This window comes from Thermostichus sp. MS-CIW-15 (genome assembly GCF_054060575.1).
Genome location: NZ_JBSSDI010000004.1, coordinates 86,983 through 101,302, shown reverse-complemented (window position 1 = coordinate 101,302; position 14,320 = coordinate 86,983). Strand labels below are relative to the sequence as shown.

At 60.3% G+C, this 14,320-nt stretch carries 12 protein-coding genes, 1 tRNA gene and 1 pseudogene; 8 read left to right on the top strand and 6 right to left on the bottom strand.

The features are described from left to right. Positions 1–61 precede the first annotated feature (61 nt). Together ftsY and ACVW0R_RS02575 are read left to right on the top strand one after the other, a co-directional pair. Positions 62–1,501 (top strand): signal recognition particle-docking protein FtsY, encoded by a 1,440-nt coding sequence (gene ftsY / locus ACVW0R_RS02580; protein WP_414402747.1) that lies wholly within the window; start codon positions 62–64, stop codon positions 1,499–1,501. A 426-nt stretch (positions 1,502–1,927) separates the two neighbouring features. Next, the gene (locus ACVW0R_RS02575) at positions 1,928–3,670 is read left to right on the top strand and encodes an ArnT family glycosyltransferase (RefSeq protein WP_457501602.1); all 1,743 of its coding nucleotides are present in this window, start codon (positions 1,928–1,930) and stop codon (positions 3,668–3,670) included. Positions 3,671–3,994: 324 nt separating this feature from the next. Here the strand turns inward: ACVW0R_RS02575 and ACVW0R_RS02570 are convergent. The 4 genes and pseudogenes from ACVW0R_RS02570 to ureG all read right to left on the bottom strand — a co-directional run bounded on the left by ACVW0R_RS02570 (position 3,995) and on the right by ureG (position 7,118). Continuing rightward, positions 3,995–4,074 (bottom strand) — tRNA-Leu (locus tag ACVW0R_RS02570). A gap of 49 nt (positions 4,075–4,123) precedes the next feature. Continuing rightward, a complete protein-coding gene (locus ACVW0R_RS02565; protein ID WP_457501590.1) occupies positions 4,124–5,638 on the bottom strand; it encodes a hypothetical protein in 1,515 nt (504 codons plus the stop codon). Between the two features lie 37 nt (positions 5,639–5,675). Then, positions 5,676–6,479 (bottom strand): urease accessory protein UreD, encoded by an 804-nt coding sequence (locus ACVW0R_RS02560; RefSeq protein WP_099812369.1) that lies wholly within the window; start codon positions 6,477–6,479, stop codon positions 5,676–5,678. Next, positions 6,476–7,118, bottom strand: a pseudogene (gene ureG, locus ACVW0R_RS02555) (urease accessory protein UreG). The gene ACVW0R_RS02560 and the pseudogene ureG overlap by 4 nt, the downstream one beginning before the upstream one ends. A gap of 71 nt (positions 7,119–7,189) precedes the next feature. Here ureG and ACVW0R_RS02550 point away from each other — a divergent pair. Then, positions 7,190–7,441, top strand: coding sequence for a hypothetical protein (locus ACVW0R_RS02550; protein ID WP_011429644.1), 252 nt, complete (start codon positions 7,190–7,192; stop codon positions 7,439–7,441). Between the two features lie 73 nt (positions 7,442–7,514). Next, complete coding sequence (locus ACVW0R_RS02545) at positions 7,515–8,072, top strand: carboxymuconolactone decarboxylase family protein (protein ID WP_457501589.1); 558 nt, start codon at positions 7,515–7,517, stop codon at positions 8,070–8,072. Between the two features lie 91 nt (positions 8,073–8,163). Here ACVW0R_RS02545 and ACVW0R_RS02540 read toward each other — a convergent pair whose 3' ends face one another. Then, positions 8,164–8,481 carry a DUF3288 family protein gene (locus ACVW0R_RS02540; protein WP_457501588.1) on the bottom strand — a complete coding sequence of 106 codons (318 nt, stop codon included), beginning with the start codon at positions 8,479–8,481 and terminating at the stop codon, positions 8,164–8,166. Positions 8,482–8,648: 167 nt separating this feature from the next. Between ACVW0R_RS02540 and ACVW0R_RS02535 the strand changes: the two genes are divergently transcribed. The 4 genes from ACVW0R_RS02535 to ndhI all read left to right on the top strand — a co-directional run bounded on the left by ACVW0R_RS02535 (position 8,649) and on the right by ndhI (position 11,925). After that, positions 8,649–9,833, top strand: coding sequence for an NAD(P)H-quinone oxidoreductase subunit H (locus ACVW0R_RS02535; RefSeq protein WP_011429641.1), 1,185 nt, complete (start codon positions 8,649–8,651; stop codon positions 9,831–9,833). Positions 9,834–9,863: 30 nt separating this feature from the next. Then, entirely contained in the window at positions 9,864–10,067 is a 204-nt protein-coding gene (locus tag ACVW0R_RS02530) for a hypothetical protein (protein WP_011429640.1), read from the top strand. A 64-nt stretch (positions 10,068–10,131) separates the two neighbouring features. Further along, a complete protein-coding gene (nuoH, locus tag ACVW0R_RS02525; RefSeq protein ID WP_099812370.1) occupies positions 10,132–11,253 on the top strand; it encodes an NADH-quinone oxidoreductase subunit NuoH in 1,122 nt (373 codons plus the stop codon). A 39-nt stretch (positions 11,254–11,292) separates the two neighbouring features. Beyond that, positions 11,293–11,925, top strand: coding sequence for an NAD(P)H-quinone oxidoreductase subunit I (ndhI, locus tag ACVW0R_RS02520; protein WP_011429638.1), 633 nt, complete (start codon positions 11,293–11,295; stop codon positions 11,923–11,925). A 273-nt stretch (positions 11,926–12,198) separates the two neighbouring features. Here ndhI and ACVW0R_RS02515 read toward each other — a convergent pair whose 3' ends face one another. Continuing rightward, positions 12,199–13,719 (bottom strand): right-handed parallel beta-helix repeat-containing protein, encoded by a 1,521-nt coding sequence (locus ACVW0R_RS02515; RefSeq protein ID WP_457501587.1) that lies wholly within the window; start codon positions 13,717–13,719, stop codon positions 12,199–12,201. Between the last annotated feature and the right edge of the window lie 601 nt (positions 13,720–14,320).

Genomic DNA, 14,320 nt, shown 5'->3' with positions numbered 1-14,320 from the left:
AGCCGCGCTCCCGAAAGAGAGCTGCTCTGCCAAACTGGAAAACAAAAGTAGAGGTGGGATTATGGCCTTCGATTGGTTTCGCCGTCGCTACACCGACTTCAAGGGCGAAGCAGAATCTTCTCCCCCAAATGCCGAGTCGACGCCTCCCCCAGCGGCAGAGTCGGCAGCGATGTCGCCGGAGGACTATTTGGCTTTTGCCAAGGCCGCCTATGCCAACCTGAAAGCGCGAGCTGCTGCCCAAGCCACTCAAGCAAAGGTTGTCTCCCCAGCCACCCCTGCAGCAGAATCGCCTGCAAGCGAGGGCTCTGCCCCAGCAGTTGCAGCAACTGAGGCAGTCTCTCCCCCATCGCCTCCTGAGCAGTCGGCTGCTGCGGCCTCCTTCTTTGATCTGGCCCCCCGTGCTGCCGAGCGCCTGCAAGCCCTAAAGGCAACCGCTGTGGAGGAACCGGAGCCAATGGCGGCAGCCGTGGCTGCCCCGCCCCCAGAGCCGGCGGCGGAAGAGGTGGTTTTCGACGAGGGCTTTCGCTGGTCAGCCGAGATCCTGGCAGCCCAAGGGCGCAAGCCCGAAGAGATCTCCGTAGAAGAGATCTCCTGGCTGCAAAAGCTGCGGCGAGGCTTGGGCAAAACCCGCCTCAACCTGATCAACCAGTTAAAGGCTCTAATAGGCCGGGGGCCTCTTGATCAAGAGGCGGTCGAAACAATTGAGACGATGCTGCTGCAGGCGGATGTGGGAGTTGAGGCCACTGAGCAGATCATCCAGGCCCTGCAAAAACGCATGCGCGAGGAGGTGGTGCCCCCCGAGGAGGCGGTGAAGTACCTCAAGCAGCAGATGCGCCAGATGCTGACAGTAGGGGATCCCACCTTTGCGCCGCAGCGGGGCAGGCTCAACATTTGGCTGATCGTCGGCGTGAATGGGGTGGGCAAGACCACCACCATCGGCAAAATTGCCCATGTGGCCCGCGAGTCCGGCTACCAGTGTCTAATTGCTGCCGCCGATACCTTCCGCGCTGCTGCCGTCGAGCAGCTCAAGATCTGGGCAGAACGGGCGGGGGTGGAGGTCATCGCCAACCCGTCTCCCAATGCCGACCCGGCAGCCGTGGTGTTTGATGCCATCAACGCCGCCAAGGCCAGAGGTACGGAGCTGCTGCTGGTGGATACGGCAGGCCGCCTGCAAAACAAGAAAAACCTGATGGAGGAGCTGGCCAAGATCCGCCGCATCATTGACAAGAAAGCTCCCGAAGCCAAGGTGGAAAGCCTCTTGGTCTTGGATGCCACCCAAGGGCAAAACGGCCTGCGCCAGGCCCAGGTGTTTGCCGAAGTGGCCAAGCTAACCGGCGTCATCCTCACCAAGCTGGACAGCACCGCCAAGGGGGGGATTGCCCTGGCCATTACCCAGCAGATGCACTTGCCCATCCGCTTTATCGGCGCCGGCGAAGGGCTGGAGGACCTGCGGCCTTTTTCCAGCTACGAGTTTGTGGAAGCTCTGCTAAGTGAGTATTGAGGCAGCCCCTTGCTGGGCAGAGCCACCGTGAACGAGATACCCACAGCTCCCAATTGGGTTGGGCGTCGCCCTCGCCGCCTGAAACCGGTGGGGGCGGGAAGGATGCAGAGGCTCTGCAAGAACTGGTGGCCACCTCGGTGTTGTCGAGGCTGTTGAGAGCATCTGCCAAGAGCTGCGATCCACCAGGGCTGAGTTTTGGGAGTTCACCGACGGGGGAGAACTTCTACTATGGTCGAACTGCACCTGCAACCCCATGCTGGTTTCAGGGCTTGACCTGTCTGGCAGATAAGCTGGAGAGCGCCTCTGGATCCCTGGAGCTTCCCCTTCGCGTCAGTGGTGCGTAGCGCTAAAAAAAGGCCAGATCCCTTGTCGCAGAGTTTAGTCTGGTCAGAGCGGCTACTTGGTGTCGTTCCAGAGGGCTTGTTCATGCGTCCTTTCGGCAACCCCAACCGTTTGGGCAGTTCTCCTGGCGGGGGATCCCTGCCCGGATCCAGCTCTTTTGTGCAGTTTCGCCGCGACCCGCACCTGCTGTCCTTTTGGGGCCTGAGCCTGGTGATCATGGGCCTGGCAGTGCCGCTGTTTGTGCTCTCGGGGGCGGATCCCAGTTTGGCCGGCTGCGACGAGAGCTTTTATGCCCAGATGGCCCGCGAGCTGCTGCGGGGGAGCAACTGGCTGGGGCCGACTTTTTTGGGGGAGCCTTTTTTCGAGAAACCCCCTCTGCTCACCTGGAGCGTGGCCCTCAGCTTTGCCCTCTACGGCATCAACGAATGGGCGGCGCGGCTGCCCGGGATCCTGGCGGCTCTGCTTTCTATTCCTCTGGTGGGCTGGATTGGGCGAGCCTTTTTGCCAACCCGGGCGGCCCTCTTGGGCATGGCGGTTTTGCCCCTCTGCTACCTCTGGGTGCAGCAGGGGCGGCTGGTGGGGCAGGATGTGCCCTTGACCTGTCTGGAGCTCTTGGGGATCCTGGCCCTGGTCAACGGCAGCCGCGGCCACCGACGCTGGTTCTGGCTGACGGGGGCGGCCTTTGGGCTGGGCCTGTTGATGAAAAGCGCCATGATCCTAGTGCCGGCGGCAGCGGTGATCCCCTACTTGTGGCAGCAGCGGCGGCACTGGCTGGGAGCCGCTTCCTTTTGGCTGGGGCTTTTGCTGGGCCTGGGGATCTTCGGCCTCTGGCTGGTGCCGGCCATGGGGGTGTACGGCACAAAGGTGCTGACCACCTTGGTGGGGAAGGTGTGGGATCTGGGGCGAGAACCTTTCCATGCCGATGCCAGCGGCTGGTACTACTTTTGGCACATCCCGATCCATGGCTTCCCTTGGACAGTTTTGGCCTTGGTGGGAGGCTGGCTGCTGCTGCGGCAAAAGCCGGGATCCACCCTGCTGGTTTGGTCTTTCCCCCTGCTGTTGTTTTTGCTCTTGCAGCTCTACCCCACCAAAACCCCCTACTACACGGTACAGCTCTATCCCTGGCTGGCTCTCCTGGCGGGGGTAGTCCTCGATCAAGCTCTGCCGTTTCCGCTCCGCACCGGCTCGGTGGCAACAGCGGAACGAGGTTCTCGGCGAAATAAACCCCCCCTAGCCCAGGTGCTCTCCTGGGGGCTGGCGGCGGTGGGGACGCTGCTTTTGGGTTTGGGGGTGGCCGTCAGGCGGGACGTCGAGGGACTGGAGCTGCTCCAACCCCATGCCTGGTCGTTGGTGGCAATCGGCCTGTTGTATCTGCTCTTGCCGGTGCTCTGGAGCTGGCGGCGGGTGCTGCACTATGCCGGCGAACTCTGGGTAGGCACGCTCCTAGCTGCCAGCATCCTTGCCCTGGTCAGCATTGTCCTGCGGCCTGACTTCGGCAATTTCAATCCTGCCTTTGCCCAGCTGGACTGGAAACAGATGCTGGGCTCTGACAAGGGCGATTTCCCCGTAGTGGACATTGGCCGCAGTGGTCTGCCAGATGTCTGTCAGGCCCAGGCCATCGCCTTTTACACCCCCAACCCAGGGCGATGGGTGGATGACGCCGCCCTGCAAGCAGGAGAACATGGGGATTACCTGTGGGTCTCTCCCGTCCAAGCTCAGCAGCTATCGCTCCAGGATTTGGGGCTGCAGCCTTTGGCCGAGGTAGAGGGTTGGCAACTGGTGCGCCGCTTGGGATCAGCCGGCGGGGAGCTTTCTCCCTCTCCCTAGCAAAAGACCCCAAAGGCCACCGCCAGCTTGCCATCCCCCAAAGGAGCCCAGGTTCCCCAGGCAATCGGCAAGGTACCCTTCACGGCTTTGCAGGCTTCTGGGCTGCCATCTAACCGGAACCCCTCAGCTAGAAGCCGCAGCAGCCCCGCACTGTACCCCCCTCAATCCCCCTGCCCCCCGTATACGGGGGGTTGGGAGAGAAGGGGGGGCGGTCGGAGCCGGGTAGTTTACGTAGCTCGGAAAAGCCAGTTGCCGGAGTGGGATCCTGTCGATGGAGGCAGCTCCTTCTCAAGAGCAAACGCCAAGGCTAGAGTCGCTTTGCCATGGGCAAGGTCGGATTCGAACCGACACGGTTTCCCGCCGCATTTTGAGTGCGGTGCGTCTACCAGTTCCGCCACTCGCCCAGGCTTGAACCATTATCCTACTGAACCGGCGAAACCTCGTCAACCACCCCTACGCGCCGCGGGCTTGCTCGAGTTGCTGGGCTTTTTGCCGCAGCTTGCGGGTTTGCTCCATCACCTCCTCCAGATCTTCCTGGGAGAGGCGCTCTACGTAGTTGATCTTGATCTCTTCCAGCAAGTCTTGCAGCAGGGAGCGGATCTCATCCAGAGCATGTTGCTGGGTAAGTTCACCTGCCAAGACTTCGCCAAATCGCCGCAACAGTTGGGCCACCAGCTTGGAGCCGACGGGATCCTCGAAGCTGTTGGTCAAGGCTTTGTAGGTGGTGGTGGTCAGCTCGCCGGCCAGGCGCTCCGTCAGTTGGCTGGGCAGGGATCCGAGGCCGGGCAGCCGTTCCAGGGTTTGCAGGGCGGGGAGTTGTTTGAGCAGGCCATCCAGGTTGTAGCGGAGCCATTGCTCCACCTCCGGCTGAACCTGGGGCAAGACGCGGTAGAGGACGGTGCGAAAAACCAGGTTGGCAATGGCTTCCAGCTCGTTGATCTCGTTGAGGTCGATGTAGCTGCGGGAGGGATTGGCTGCCGGCAGCAGGGGCAGGGATCCCCGCTGGATGGATGCCTGGATTTGGTTGATCACCCGCACGACGATGACCTCGGTCAGGTCTTCGGCGAAGTTGGTGACAAAGCCCTGGCTTACCTGGGCCCGGACCCGCTCCAGATCCAGCAACTGCGCCTGTCCCAGCCGGATGGTGACGGGGATCACCCGCAGCCAGCGCCAAAAGGGCAACAGCAGCAGCACATCGTACCAGCGCCAGAGCATGGCATCCAGCCAATTGACGCCGGTGTAGCGGCGGCTGATGGCCACCGTGCGCAGGACAAATTCCAGCCCAAACAGCAACACAAAGGGAAAATCCAGCAGCGGAAAAAAGTCCACGGGGCTGCCGCTCTCGCCGATGGGGCGGGAGTAGTTGGTCTCGAAGAGGGGGCGCAGCCGGGCCTGGAAAAATTCGATCCCGTCTTTGGGATCGACGCTGGCCAAGTATTCGGCAGTCCAGAAGCGGGCGAAGGCGGCCCTGGCCGAGTCGGCTCCGGGGATGTGCTCCCGCATCAAGTTGAGGATGCGCACAAACTGGCCGGTTTTGTTGGCGGCCTGAAAGGGGTTGGTCTCGATCATCTCGTCGCTCAGTTGCCGCAAGCGGGCCAGGAGCGGCGCCGCCGCTTCCGACTCCACCCCAAAGCGCAGGGTGACCTGGCGCAGCTCATCCACCAGGGCCAAGTAGCGCTGGGTTTCCGGGTTGGGCTCAATGCCTTTCACCGGGTCATACAGGTCGGTTACCGGGGAGCGGCTGGTCTGTTGGGAGAGGATGGGCAGGGGAATGGGAGGGCCAAAGGCGCCGAAGATCTGCACCCGCCCCTGGAGCCAAAAGTCCCGCCAGGGCACGTAGCTGAGGTCGAAGAGCACCCAGCACAGGTTGCCCAGGGCCAGCAGAGCCATTCCTCTTTCGTAGAGGAGCAGCCAGCGACTTCGTCCCTTGCGAACAGAACGTTTGATAATGCGTCGGGCCGCGTTCATGATCTCGGGCAACGGGTCGGGTGAAGCCAGCCCTAGCCTACCACCCCTGGCTTGAGCTTCTCTGGGCCGCGGCAAGCTGTTGCACAACCTGGCCGAACTGCTGCCAGATGGCCTCTGCCTGTGGCCCCACCTGGCGCAGGATCCAGCCCTGACAGACGGGATCCGGAGACTTGACCAGCCAGTGTGGGGATTCTGTCCCGCTGACGTGAACGGTCGGCCAAGTGGGTTCCGGCCAGTCCCCCAGCAAATACAGGGATCCCCAGCAGAGATGGGATCCCAGCACCGACGCGGTGGAGACATGCTGGTGGGGAAAGCGGAGATCGATGTGTTCTTGCAGCCAGAGCTTTTTCTGGCGGCTAGCAGATGGGCTCCCGGCAGCGACCCAAACCCGCAAGCTGCTGGAAAGGCGCCGAAACTGCCAGCATTCCCCCATGGCCAGCCGCCCGGCCGTCCAGATCTCGGCATAGGCCAGGCGGGCACTGGGATCCAGCTCGATCTGCACCTGTTGGCGGAAGTCTGCTCCTGCGCCGGGAATGGTCGGGTGAGGGATCCAGATCAGTTGGCTGGTGGGGGCCAGCTTGACCTTGGCCTGTTGCCGGATCAGGCCGGGGTGGAGGCGGGTTGCCCCCTGGGTGCGAATTGCCAGCCCTGCGCCTGCCCCCAGCTCGATCGCGATGCGGTGGCGATCCCCGCCCAGCAGGCCGCCGTTGGGGTTGCGCAGGTAATAGAGGGGCGGCTCACCGGGGGATCCCAGCCATTGCAGGGGGGCCTGAGAATACTCCCAAATGCGGGCATGTTCGCCTTGGCGGCTGATCTTCAAGAGGGCCTTGCCGAAGGTCACAGGCGGCTTACAGAGGGGGAGTTAGCCTGGATGGGGCAAAAGAGCACCTCCCGCTTCAGCCAGCTCAGGATCTGATCCAGTCCCTCGCCCGTGCGCAGGTTGGTAAAGACAAAGGGCCTGTCTCCCCGAATGCGGCGGGCATCCCGTTCCATCACCCCCAAGTCCGCCCCCACATAGGGCGCCAGGTCGATCCTGTTGATCACCAGCAGGTCGGAGCGGGTGATCCCCGGCCCCCCTTGCGCGGGATCTTGTCCCCTTCGGCCACATCAATAACATAGATGCAGGCATCCACCAGCTCTGGGCTGAAGGTGGCCGCCAAGTTATCCCCTCCCGATTCCACCAAGATGGGATTCAGGGGACAGAAGCGGCGCTCCAGCTCCTGAATGGCATCGAGGTTGAGGGAGGCGTCTTCCTGAATGGCCGTGTGGGGACAGCCGCCGGTCTCCACGCCGATGATCCGCTCCGCCGCCAGCGCCTTGGCCCGCACCAAAAACTCGGCATCTTCGCGGGTATATTAGTCTCCACGGCCAAAGACAAGGGATCCCGCAGTGCCAGACAGAGCTTTTCCACCAGGGCGGTCTTCCCGGATCCCATCGGGCCGCCAATGCCAACCCGCACCGGCTGAGCAGTCTGCGCCATTTTGCCCGACCTCTGATACCTGATACTCTTTTTGGGCATTCTAGAACTAGACGCTTGCAAGGGATCCGGGTATGGTTCGACTTTTGGTGGCAACTGCCGTAGTGCTGGTGGGCTTTCTGGTGGTGAACCGGCTCTACCGCAACCCGCTCAGTTCAGAGCCAAGTCCAGAGCAGGCCAGCCCAGAAGCCGCCCAGCAAGGGATCCCCCAGGGAGGGCCGCTGCAGATCTACCAATCGCGGGAACAGCTCCAGCAAACCCTCAACCAAGGGGCTACAGCTACCCAACAGCAGGTAGAAGCCCTCGAGCAGTCCTTGGGCAATTAGTTGTGGCGGGCAGGAGGAGATATCCCCCAAACGCGCTAAAGTCGAGAATGCTGCAATTTTTTATAGATCATCCATGCGGATCCCTCCTGTTCCTCCGGAAAAAGCCGACAAGCAACTGCAGAAGGTTTACGAAAGCCTAGAAAAAACCTATGGCACCGCCCTCAACCCGCTACAGGTAATGGCCCACAAGCCGCAGCTGATGCGGGCGGTGATGAACCTGTACGGAGCGCTGCACACCGACAACCCCAACCTGCCCGAGGAGCTAAAAGAGCTGGTCAGCATCCGCATTGCCCAGATCAACGGCTGCCGCCACTACTGCCTGCCCTACCACACCCTGCAGGCGCAAAAGTACGGCGCCTCCCCGGCCAAAATTGCCGCGGTGGCCCAGGCCCGCACCAGCGCCCTCTACACCGAAGCCGAGAAGCTGGCCATCGAGTACGCCGAGCGCATGACCGTGCCCAGCATGGTGGTGACCGACAGCTTCTTTGCCCGCCTCAAAACCATTTGGTCAGACGAAGATCTGGTGGAGCTCTCGGCCTGGATTGGCTTTATGAACTTCTGGACCAAGGTCATCGCCGCTTTGGATGTGCCTCTGGATCCCATCTTTGCCGAGCAGCTCCAGGCTTCCTAGTTTCCCAGGTGCTGATGAAGGATGGAGGAACTCCCCTCTTTTGCCAAAAAAGGGGACAGAAGGATAGACACCCTTCCATAAAGGCTGCTGCCTAGGCCCAGTCATCCCGTGTACTGAAGCTGCGGCCGTAGACCTGGCCGCCGGCGTGGATCTGGCGGGTGCGGGCAAACAGCTCCTCTTCGCTCAGGCCCCACTGTTCCAAGATCTGATCCAAATCCCGCTGCAGATCCCAGGCGCCGGGAAAGCCGTGGTAGCGGATGCGCAGACGGGCCACTTCGGCCAGCACCCAATCCGAGGGGGGGCTCTCCTGCACTTGGGCCATCAGCTCGTTGAGAAGAGCCCGATCGGTGTCGTATTGCGGATGCTGCTGCTCCCGTCGAGAGGAGCTGTTTGTAGGGGAACCAGCCATTGCTCTCCCTCCTTTTTTTCACGTTAGCTGAGTCATCAAGAGCTCCTCAATAGCAAGAATTGGGATCCCTGATGGCCCGAGAGCTCGAGGAACCGCGGGAAAGCCGCTATACTGCAAATGTTGCAGACCATAAACATTCTTCAGTTGCGGAGGCGGCGGCCATGCCCATGCCCATGATCGAGACCCGTACTGACCGGATGCTGCTCAACTTTGGGCCGCACCATCCTTCTATGCACGGGGTCTTGCGCCTGCTGGTCACCCTCGATGGCGAAAACATCGTCGACTGCGAGCCGGTGATTGGCTATCTGCACCGCGGCATGGAAAAAATTGCCGAAAACCGCACCGTGGTGCAGTACCTGCCCTACGTCTCCCGCTGGGACTACGGTGCCGGCATGTTCAACGAGGCCATCACCGTCAACGCCGTCGAGAAACTGGCTGGGATCCCGGTGCCCCGGCGGGCCAGCTACCTGCGGGTGATCATGTTGGAGCTGACCCGCATCACCAACCACCTGCTCTGGTTTGGCCCCTTCTTGGCCGACCTGGGCGCCCAAACCCCCTTCCTCTACGCCATGCGGGAGCGGGAGTGGATCTTGGATTTGTTTGAAGCCGTCACCGGCATGCGCCTCATCAACAACAACTACTTCCGCGTCGGGGGCGTGGCGGTGGATCTGCCCTACGGCTGGACGGAAAAATGCCTCGATTTTTGCGAGTACTTCCTGCCCAAGGTAGATGAGTACGAGCGGCTGGTTACCGACAACCCCATCTTCCGCCGGCGGCTGGAAGGGATAGGGGTCATCTCCAAGCAAGATGCCATCAACTGGGGCCTGTCTGGGCCCATGCTGCGGGCCTGCGGCGTCAACTGGGATCTGCGCAAGGTGGATCACTACGAGTGCTACGACGACTTCGACTGGGAGGTGGCGGTTTACCCAGAGGGGGATTGCCTGGCCCGCTATCGAGTGCGCATGAAGGAGATGCGCGAGTCCTGCAAAATTGTGCAGCAGGCGGTGAAGGCCCTGCCCGGTGGCCCCTTTGAAAATCTGGAAGCCAAGCGCATGCTGGAGGGGCCAAAGTCGGAGTGGAACAAGGGCGACTACCAGTTCATCAGCAAAAAGCCCTCGGCCAACTTCAAGATCCCCAAAGGAGAGGCCTACGTACGGGTGGAGAGCGCCAAAGGGGAGCTGGGCATTTACATCGTCGGCGACGACAACGTCTGTCCGTGGCGCTGGAAGATCCGTCCACCCGGCTTTGTCAACCTGCAGGTGTTGCCTCAGCTCATTCGCGGCATGAAGGTGGCCGACATGATCGCCATCTTGGGCAGCATCGACATCATTATGGGGGAGGTGGATCGCTAAGATACTCGTAGGAAAGGGAGGACAAGGGCGATGGCCTGGGCGATCTTGCTTCTGCCGCTCCTGATTGTCGTAACTATTGCCGCGATTATCGGTCCCAAGCAATGGGCCAAGTACCAAGAAGAAAGGCGCCGCCGCGCCGAAGAGTTATCCGACGCCCGCCTGCAGGCCATCATTCAGCAGGAGCTGCGCCGCCGCCACCGTCCCCCTCAGTCGGATCCCAACGGCAAAGCCTAGTTATTAGATCCACAGACTCCAGTGCCTTTTTTGACTCACCGTCTCTAGGGAGCCACTCAACCCCATGACAGCCGCCGGCATTGACCTACAGCTTGGTTTTGAAACAGCCCTGCAAAACTTGGGCCTGAGCCCAGGCGCTGCCCACGCTTTGTGGGTACCTTTGCCCATGTTGCTCATGGTCATCGCCGCCACCTTGGGAGTGATGGTCATGACCTGGCTAGAGCGCAAGATCTCGGCGGCGGCCCAACAGCGGATTGGCCCCAACATGGCTGGGCCCCACGGGGTACTGATCCCGATTGCCGATGGCATCAAGCTCTTAACGAAGGAAGATGTGCTGCCCAGCTTGGCCGACCCAGTTTTGTTCACGCTGGGGCCGATCCTGGTTTTCCTGCCGGTCTTTTTGTGTTATCTGGTGGTTCCCTTCGGCCAGAACCTATTGATCTCCAACATCGCCATCGGGGTGTTTTTCTTGATCGCCACCTCCAGCGTGCAGCCCATCGGCCTGTTGATGTCGGGCTACGGCTCCAACAACAAGTATTCTCTGCTGGGGGGGCTGCGGGCGGCGGCCCAGTCAATTAGCTACGAACTGCCCTTGGCCTTGTCAGTGCTGGCGGTGGTGCTGATGAGCAACGGCCTGGACACCGTGGGGATCGTGGAGCAGCAGAGTGGGCTGGGGATCCTCAGTTGGAACGTGTGGCGGCAGCCGATTGGCTTTGTCATTTTCCTGATCTCGGCGCTGGCGGAAACCGAACGGATCCCCTTTGATTTGCCGGAAGCCGAAGAGGAGCTGGTGGCCGGCTACCAGACGGAGTACTCCGGCATGAAATTTGCCCTGTTTTACCTGGGATCCTACGCCAACTTGCTGCTGGCCTCTCTCATTGCGGCGGTGTTGTACTTGGGCGGCTGGTCGTTTGTGGTGCCGGTGGAAACAATTGCCGCCTGGCTCGGGATCCCGTTGGACAACCCCTTTTTGCAGATCGGCGCGGCGGTGTTGGGCATTCTCATGACGATGGTCAAGGCTTTTATCTTTGTGTTTTTGGCCATCCTCTTGCGCTGGACCCTGCCGCGGGTGCGCATTGACCAGCTGTTGGATTTGGGGTGGAAATTTCTGCTGCCCGTCTCGTTTGTGAATTTGCTGTTGACGGCGGCTTTGAAACTTGCCTTCCCGAGCGTTTTCGGGGGTTGAATGAAAAGTAAAGAAAGCGAGAGAGGGAGAGGACAGGCCATGACTTTTCTCAAGCGCGTTGGCGAATACGTAAGCGATGCCTTCAAAGCAGCCAAGTACATCGGTCAGGGGATGGGAGTGGTCTTCGACCATATGAACCGCCGGCCTGTAACTGTCCAGTATCCCTTTGAGAAGCTGATCCCCTCTGAGCGCTTTCGGGGACGTATCCATTTTGAGTTTGATAAATGCATCGCCTGTGAAATCTGTGTTCGGGTTTGCCCCATCGACCTGCCCGTGGTGGACTGGGTCTACAACACCGAGCTGAAGAAAAAAGAGCTCTACAGCTACAGCATCGATTTTGGAGTATGCATTTTCTGCGCCAACTGCGTAGAGTTTTGCCCCACCAATTGCCTCTCGGTTACCGAAGATTATGAGCTAGCCACCTACGACCGCCACGAGCTGAACTACCATCAGGTGGCGCTAGGTCGCCTGCCTTCCAAAGTAACAGAGGATCCAATGGTGACACCTCTACGGGAGTTTGCCTACCTGCCCAAAGGGGTTATTGACCCGCACGACCTGCCTACCGGATCCCAGCGAGCTGGGAAGCGACCCGAAGAGATTTTGGCAGAGATGAGAGCGGCTAAAGCAGCAGAAGCAAAAGAGGACAAAACTGCTGCAGAGCAGTCTAACTAATAGGCATAGGCAGCTCTCTTGAGTAGTTGACAAGACGCCTTCTTCACTCCAAGAGGCTTGGGCCCAGGCTAATTCCCTCTCTTTGTTGCCGTTCTTGTTTGTGCTGCGGGCGCAGATTGCAAACGGCAACACTTCATCCTTGACGGCGACCGAGGTCTTCACCCCCTCTCTAGGAGACAGAAATCGTCAGCAAAAGCCGGTAAGAAAGGCGACCGGCTGCCACCTAGCGCCTTCTAAGTGGAAATCGAGTGCCCTTCTGGAGCCAACCCCAAGCTAGTTCACCGAAATGGCAGGGCCGAGGTTGAAGTAGGTGGTGCTGCCAGGGTTAGTGGTGTTGTCGAAGATTGTAAGGGTAGTACCGCCGACCCTGATCGGCCCAGGTGAAGGAATGGCGGGAGTCACCCGGATCTGGCCGCCAAAGGGGATGGTAAAGGAAGTGGGGAAGATAGCCACATCTCCAGACACCGAGGTGGAGGTGGCAATAGCGGGGGAACCTCCTGCTCCTGTCACCGTTACTGTAGCACCAGCAGGCAGGCCTGGGATAGTGATCGTCACACCGGCAGGAGTAGGCGTTAGCGTCGGCGTGGGCGTTGGCGTTGGCCTGGGTATTGGCGCTGGGATAGGCGTTGGAGTCAGCCTAGGTGTCGGTTCCGGCGTAGGCGTGGGTATCAGTCCTGGGGTAGGTGTGGGTGTCAGTTCTGGAGTGGGCGTGGGCGCCGGAGTTGGGGTGAGCCTTGGAGTTGGCCTGGGTGTTGGCGCTGGGATGGGCGTTGGAGTCAGCCTAGGTGTCGGTTCCGGCGTAGGCGTGGGTATCAGTCCTGGGGTAGGTGTGGGTGTCAGTTCTGGAGTGGGCGTGGGCACAGGGCCAACGCTGATCCTTTCAGGAAAGTTCCCCTGGAAGCGGTTGTTGGCCAAGTAGGCAGCAACTACTGTCTCCGGAGTGCCAGCTACCACTTGAATCCCTACCCCCATGCCTTCACCGCGGGTTATGAACGTATTGTCGGAAATAGTACGAGCTTGGCTTCCTTGCAAAATGCGGATACCAACACTGCCAGCTATTCTGCCAACACCGATCCTATTAAATTGGATGGCCGGTGCCGACCCCGCTCCATCCAGCTGGATCCCAGTTGTGCCGTCGGTAGCTGCTTGCCGAGCCTGCACTGGCGCAGCAGTTGCAGCAGTGGCTGGATCCCCCTCAATCTGGTTGTTACGGAAAACCCCGCCAGAGTTGTCGCTATAGCGAACAGCCAAAGCCCGCACAGCCTGCAGGAGGATTGTGCTGTTTTCAATGGTAGGGTTACTACCTGGCACAGTGCCTATACCCACACCACCAGCTTTGCTGACGGTGGATGAGATGCTCGCGACCCGGCCATTGCCAGAGATCTGCACACAAGGATCCGAAAATTGCCGGCAAAAGATCTGAGCCAGCTGGCCCAGAACCCCCTCCAGAACCGCAGCATTGCCATTGACCAAGATGTTGGAGCGGGGATCGTTGAGAGTTACCTTGCTCGGCTGAAAGTTGCCGTTGTTCACCTGAACGCGCCCACCTTCTAGCACCACATCCACCCCCTGTAGGCTGGTTTGGCTAGCTACAATCAGGTCGAAGGGTCCGGTCAGGATCTCGTAGGCTGCGGAGCTGGTGATGCGAACCCGTCCGCCGTTGGTGCCGTCGCCCCCATCTAGGGCCAGGTTGCCCTGCAGCCTCTCTCTACCTGCCCCCAAAATCTGGATCAGCACCTCTAGTCCTGCTGTGGCATTTTGCAGCCGCTGCGCTTCTGCAACGGCATCAGCCACCTTGGTAAAGGGGCCCCTGGCCGGATCCACTTGCAGGACGACAGATCCACTACCTGGCGACGGCAGAGGGGGAAAGTTGCCTGTGCCTCCTCCACAGCCGAAAGCGATCCCTGCCAACAGAGTCAGCAAAAGGGAACGAACTGGCCAGATAGATTGGGATACTTGGCCGTTTGTAGGACGAAGTCCTTCCATCGGTGGAAGATCCTTGGCAAGTTCCTATTGGTCAAGCCTATCAGAACTGAAGACACCCAGAGCCCCGATAGACCCCTGGGATCAATCTTCTCAAGCAGAGCCTCCTAAAGGGGATCTTGGCAGAGGGTCTGCAATCAGTAGGGAAATTTGAAGTTCTAGCGTTGTCGGCCAACCACGACCACTTGCAAGCAGCCCAGAGCAGATGCTGAGCCGGTATATCCTAGGAACGGATCCAGATAAGTTACAGGTCAGCCATGTCCTCTTTCATTCGCCCGGTCGCGCCCAACAGCTGGCTGCCCGCTTAAGAGATCCTGGGGCTGCCCCACTGCAACTCATCGATGTGCGAGAACCGGTAGAGCCAGAGCTAGCCAACCTCAGTGCCCTTGGCTTTAGTACCGAGAGTAGCGCG

Bases quoted from the DNA above. Each gene is read 5' to 3' on its own strand.
- ftsY (WP_414402747.1), top strand. From the start codon at position 62: ATGGCCTTCGATTGGTTTCGCCGTCGCTACACCGACTTCAAGGGCGAA.
- ACVW0R_RS02575 (WP_457501602.1), top strand. From the start codon at position 1,928: ATGCGTCCTTTCGGCAACCCCAACCGTTTGGGCAGTTCTCCTGGCGGG.
- ACVW0R_RS02565 (WP_457501590.1), bottom strand. From the start codon at position 5,638: ATGAACGCGGCCCGACGCATTATCAAACGTTCTGTTCGCAAGGGACGA.
- ACVW0R_RS02550 (WP_011429644.1), top strand. From the start codon at position 7,190: ATGGTTCGACTTTTGGTGGCAACTGCCGTAGTGCTGGTGGGCTTTCTG.
- ACVW0R_RS02545 (WP_457501589.1), top strand. From the start codon at position 7,515: ATGCGGATCCCTCCTGTTCCTCCGGAAAAAGCCGACAAGCAACTGCAG.
- ACVW0R_RS02540 (WP_457501588.1), bottom strand. From the start codon at position 8,481: ATGGCTGGTTCCCCTACAAACAGCTCCTCTCGACGGGAGCAGCAGCAT.
- ACVW0R_RS02535 (WP_011429641.1), top strand. From the start codon at position 8,649: ATGCCCATGATCGAGACCCGTACTGACCGGATGCTGCTCAACTTTGGG.
- ACVW0R_RS02530 (WP_011429640.1), top strand. From the start codon at position 9,864: ATGGCCTGGGCGATCTTGCTTCTGCCGCTCCTGATTGTCGTAACTATT.
- nuoH (WP_099812370.1), top strand. From the start codon at position 10,132: ATGACAGCCGCCGGCATTGACCTACAGCTTGGTTTTGAAACAGCCCTG.
- ndhI (WP_011429638.1), top strand. From the start codon at position 11,293: ATGACTTTTCTCAAGCGCGTTGGCGAATACGTAAGCGATGCCTTCAAA.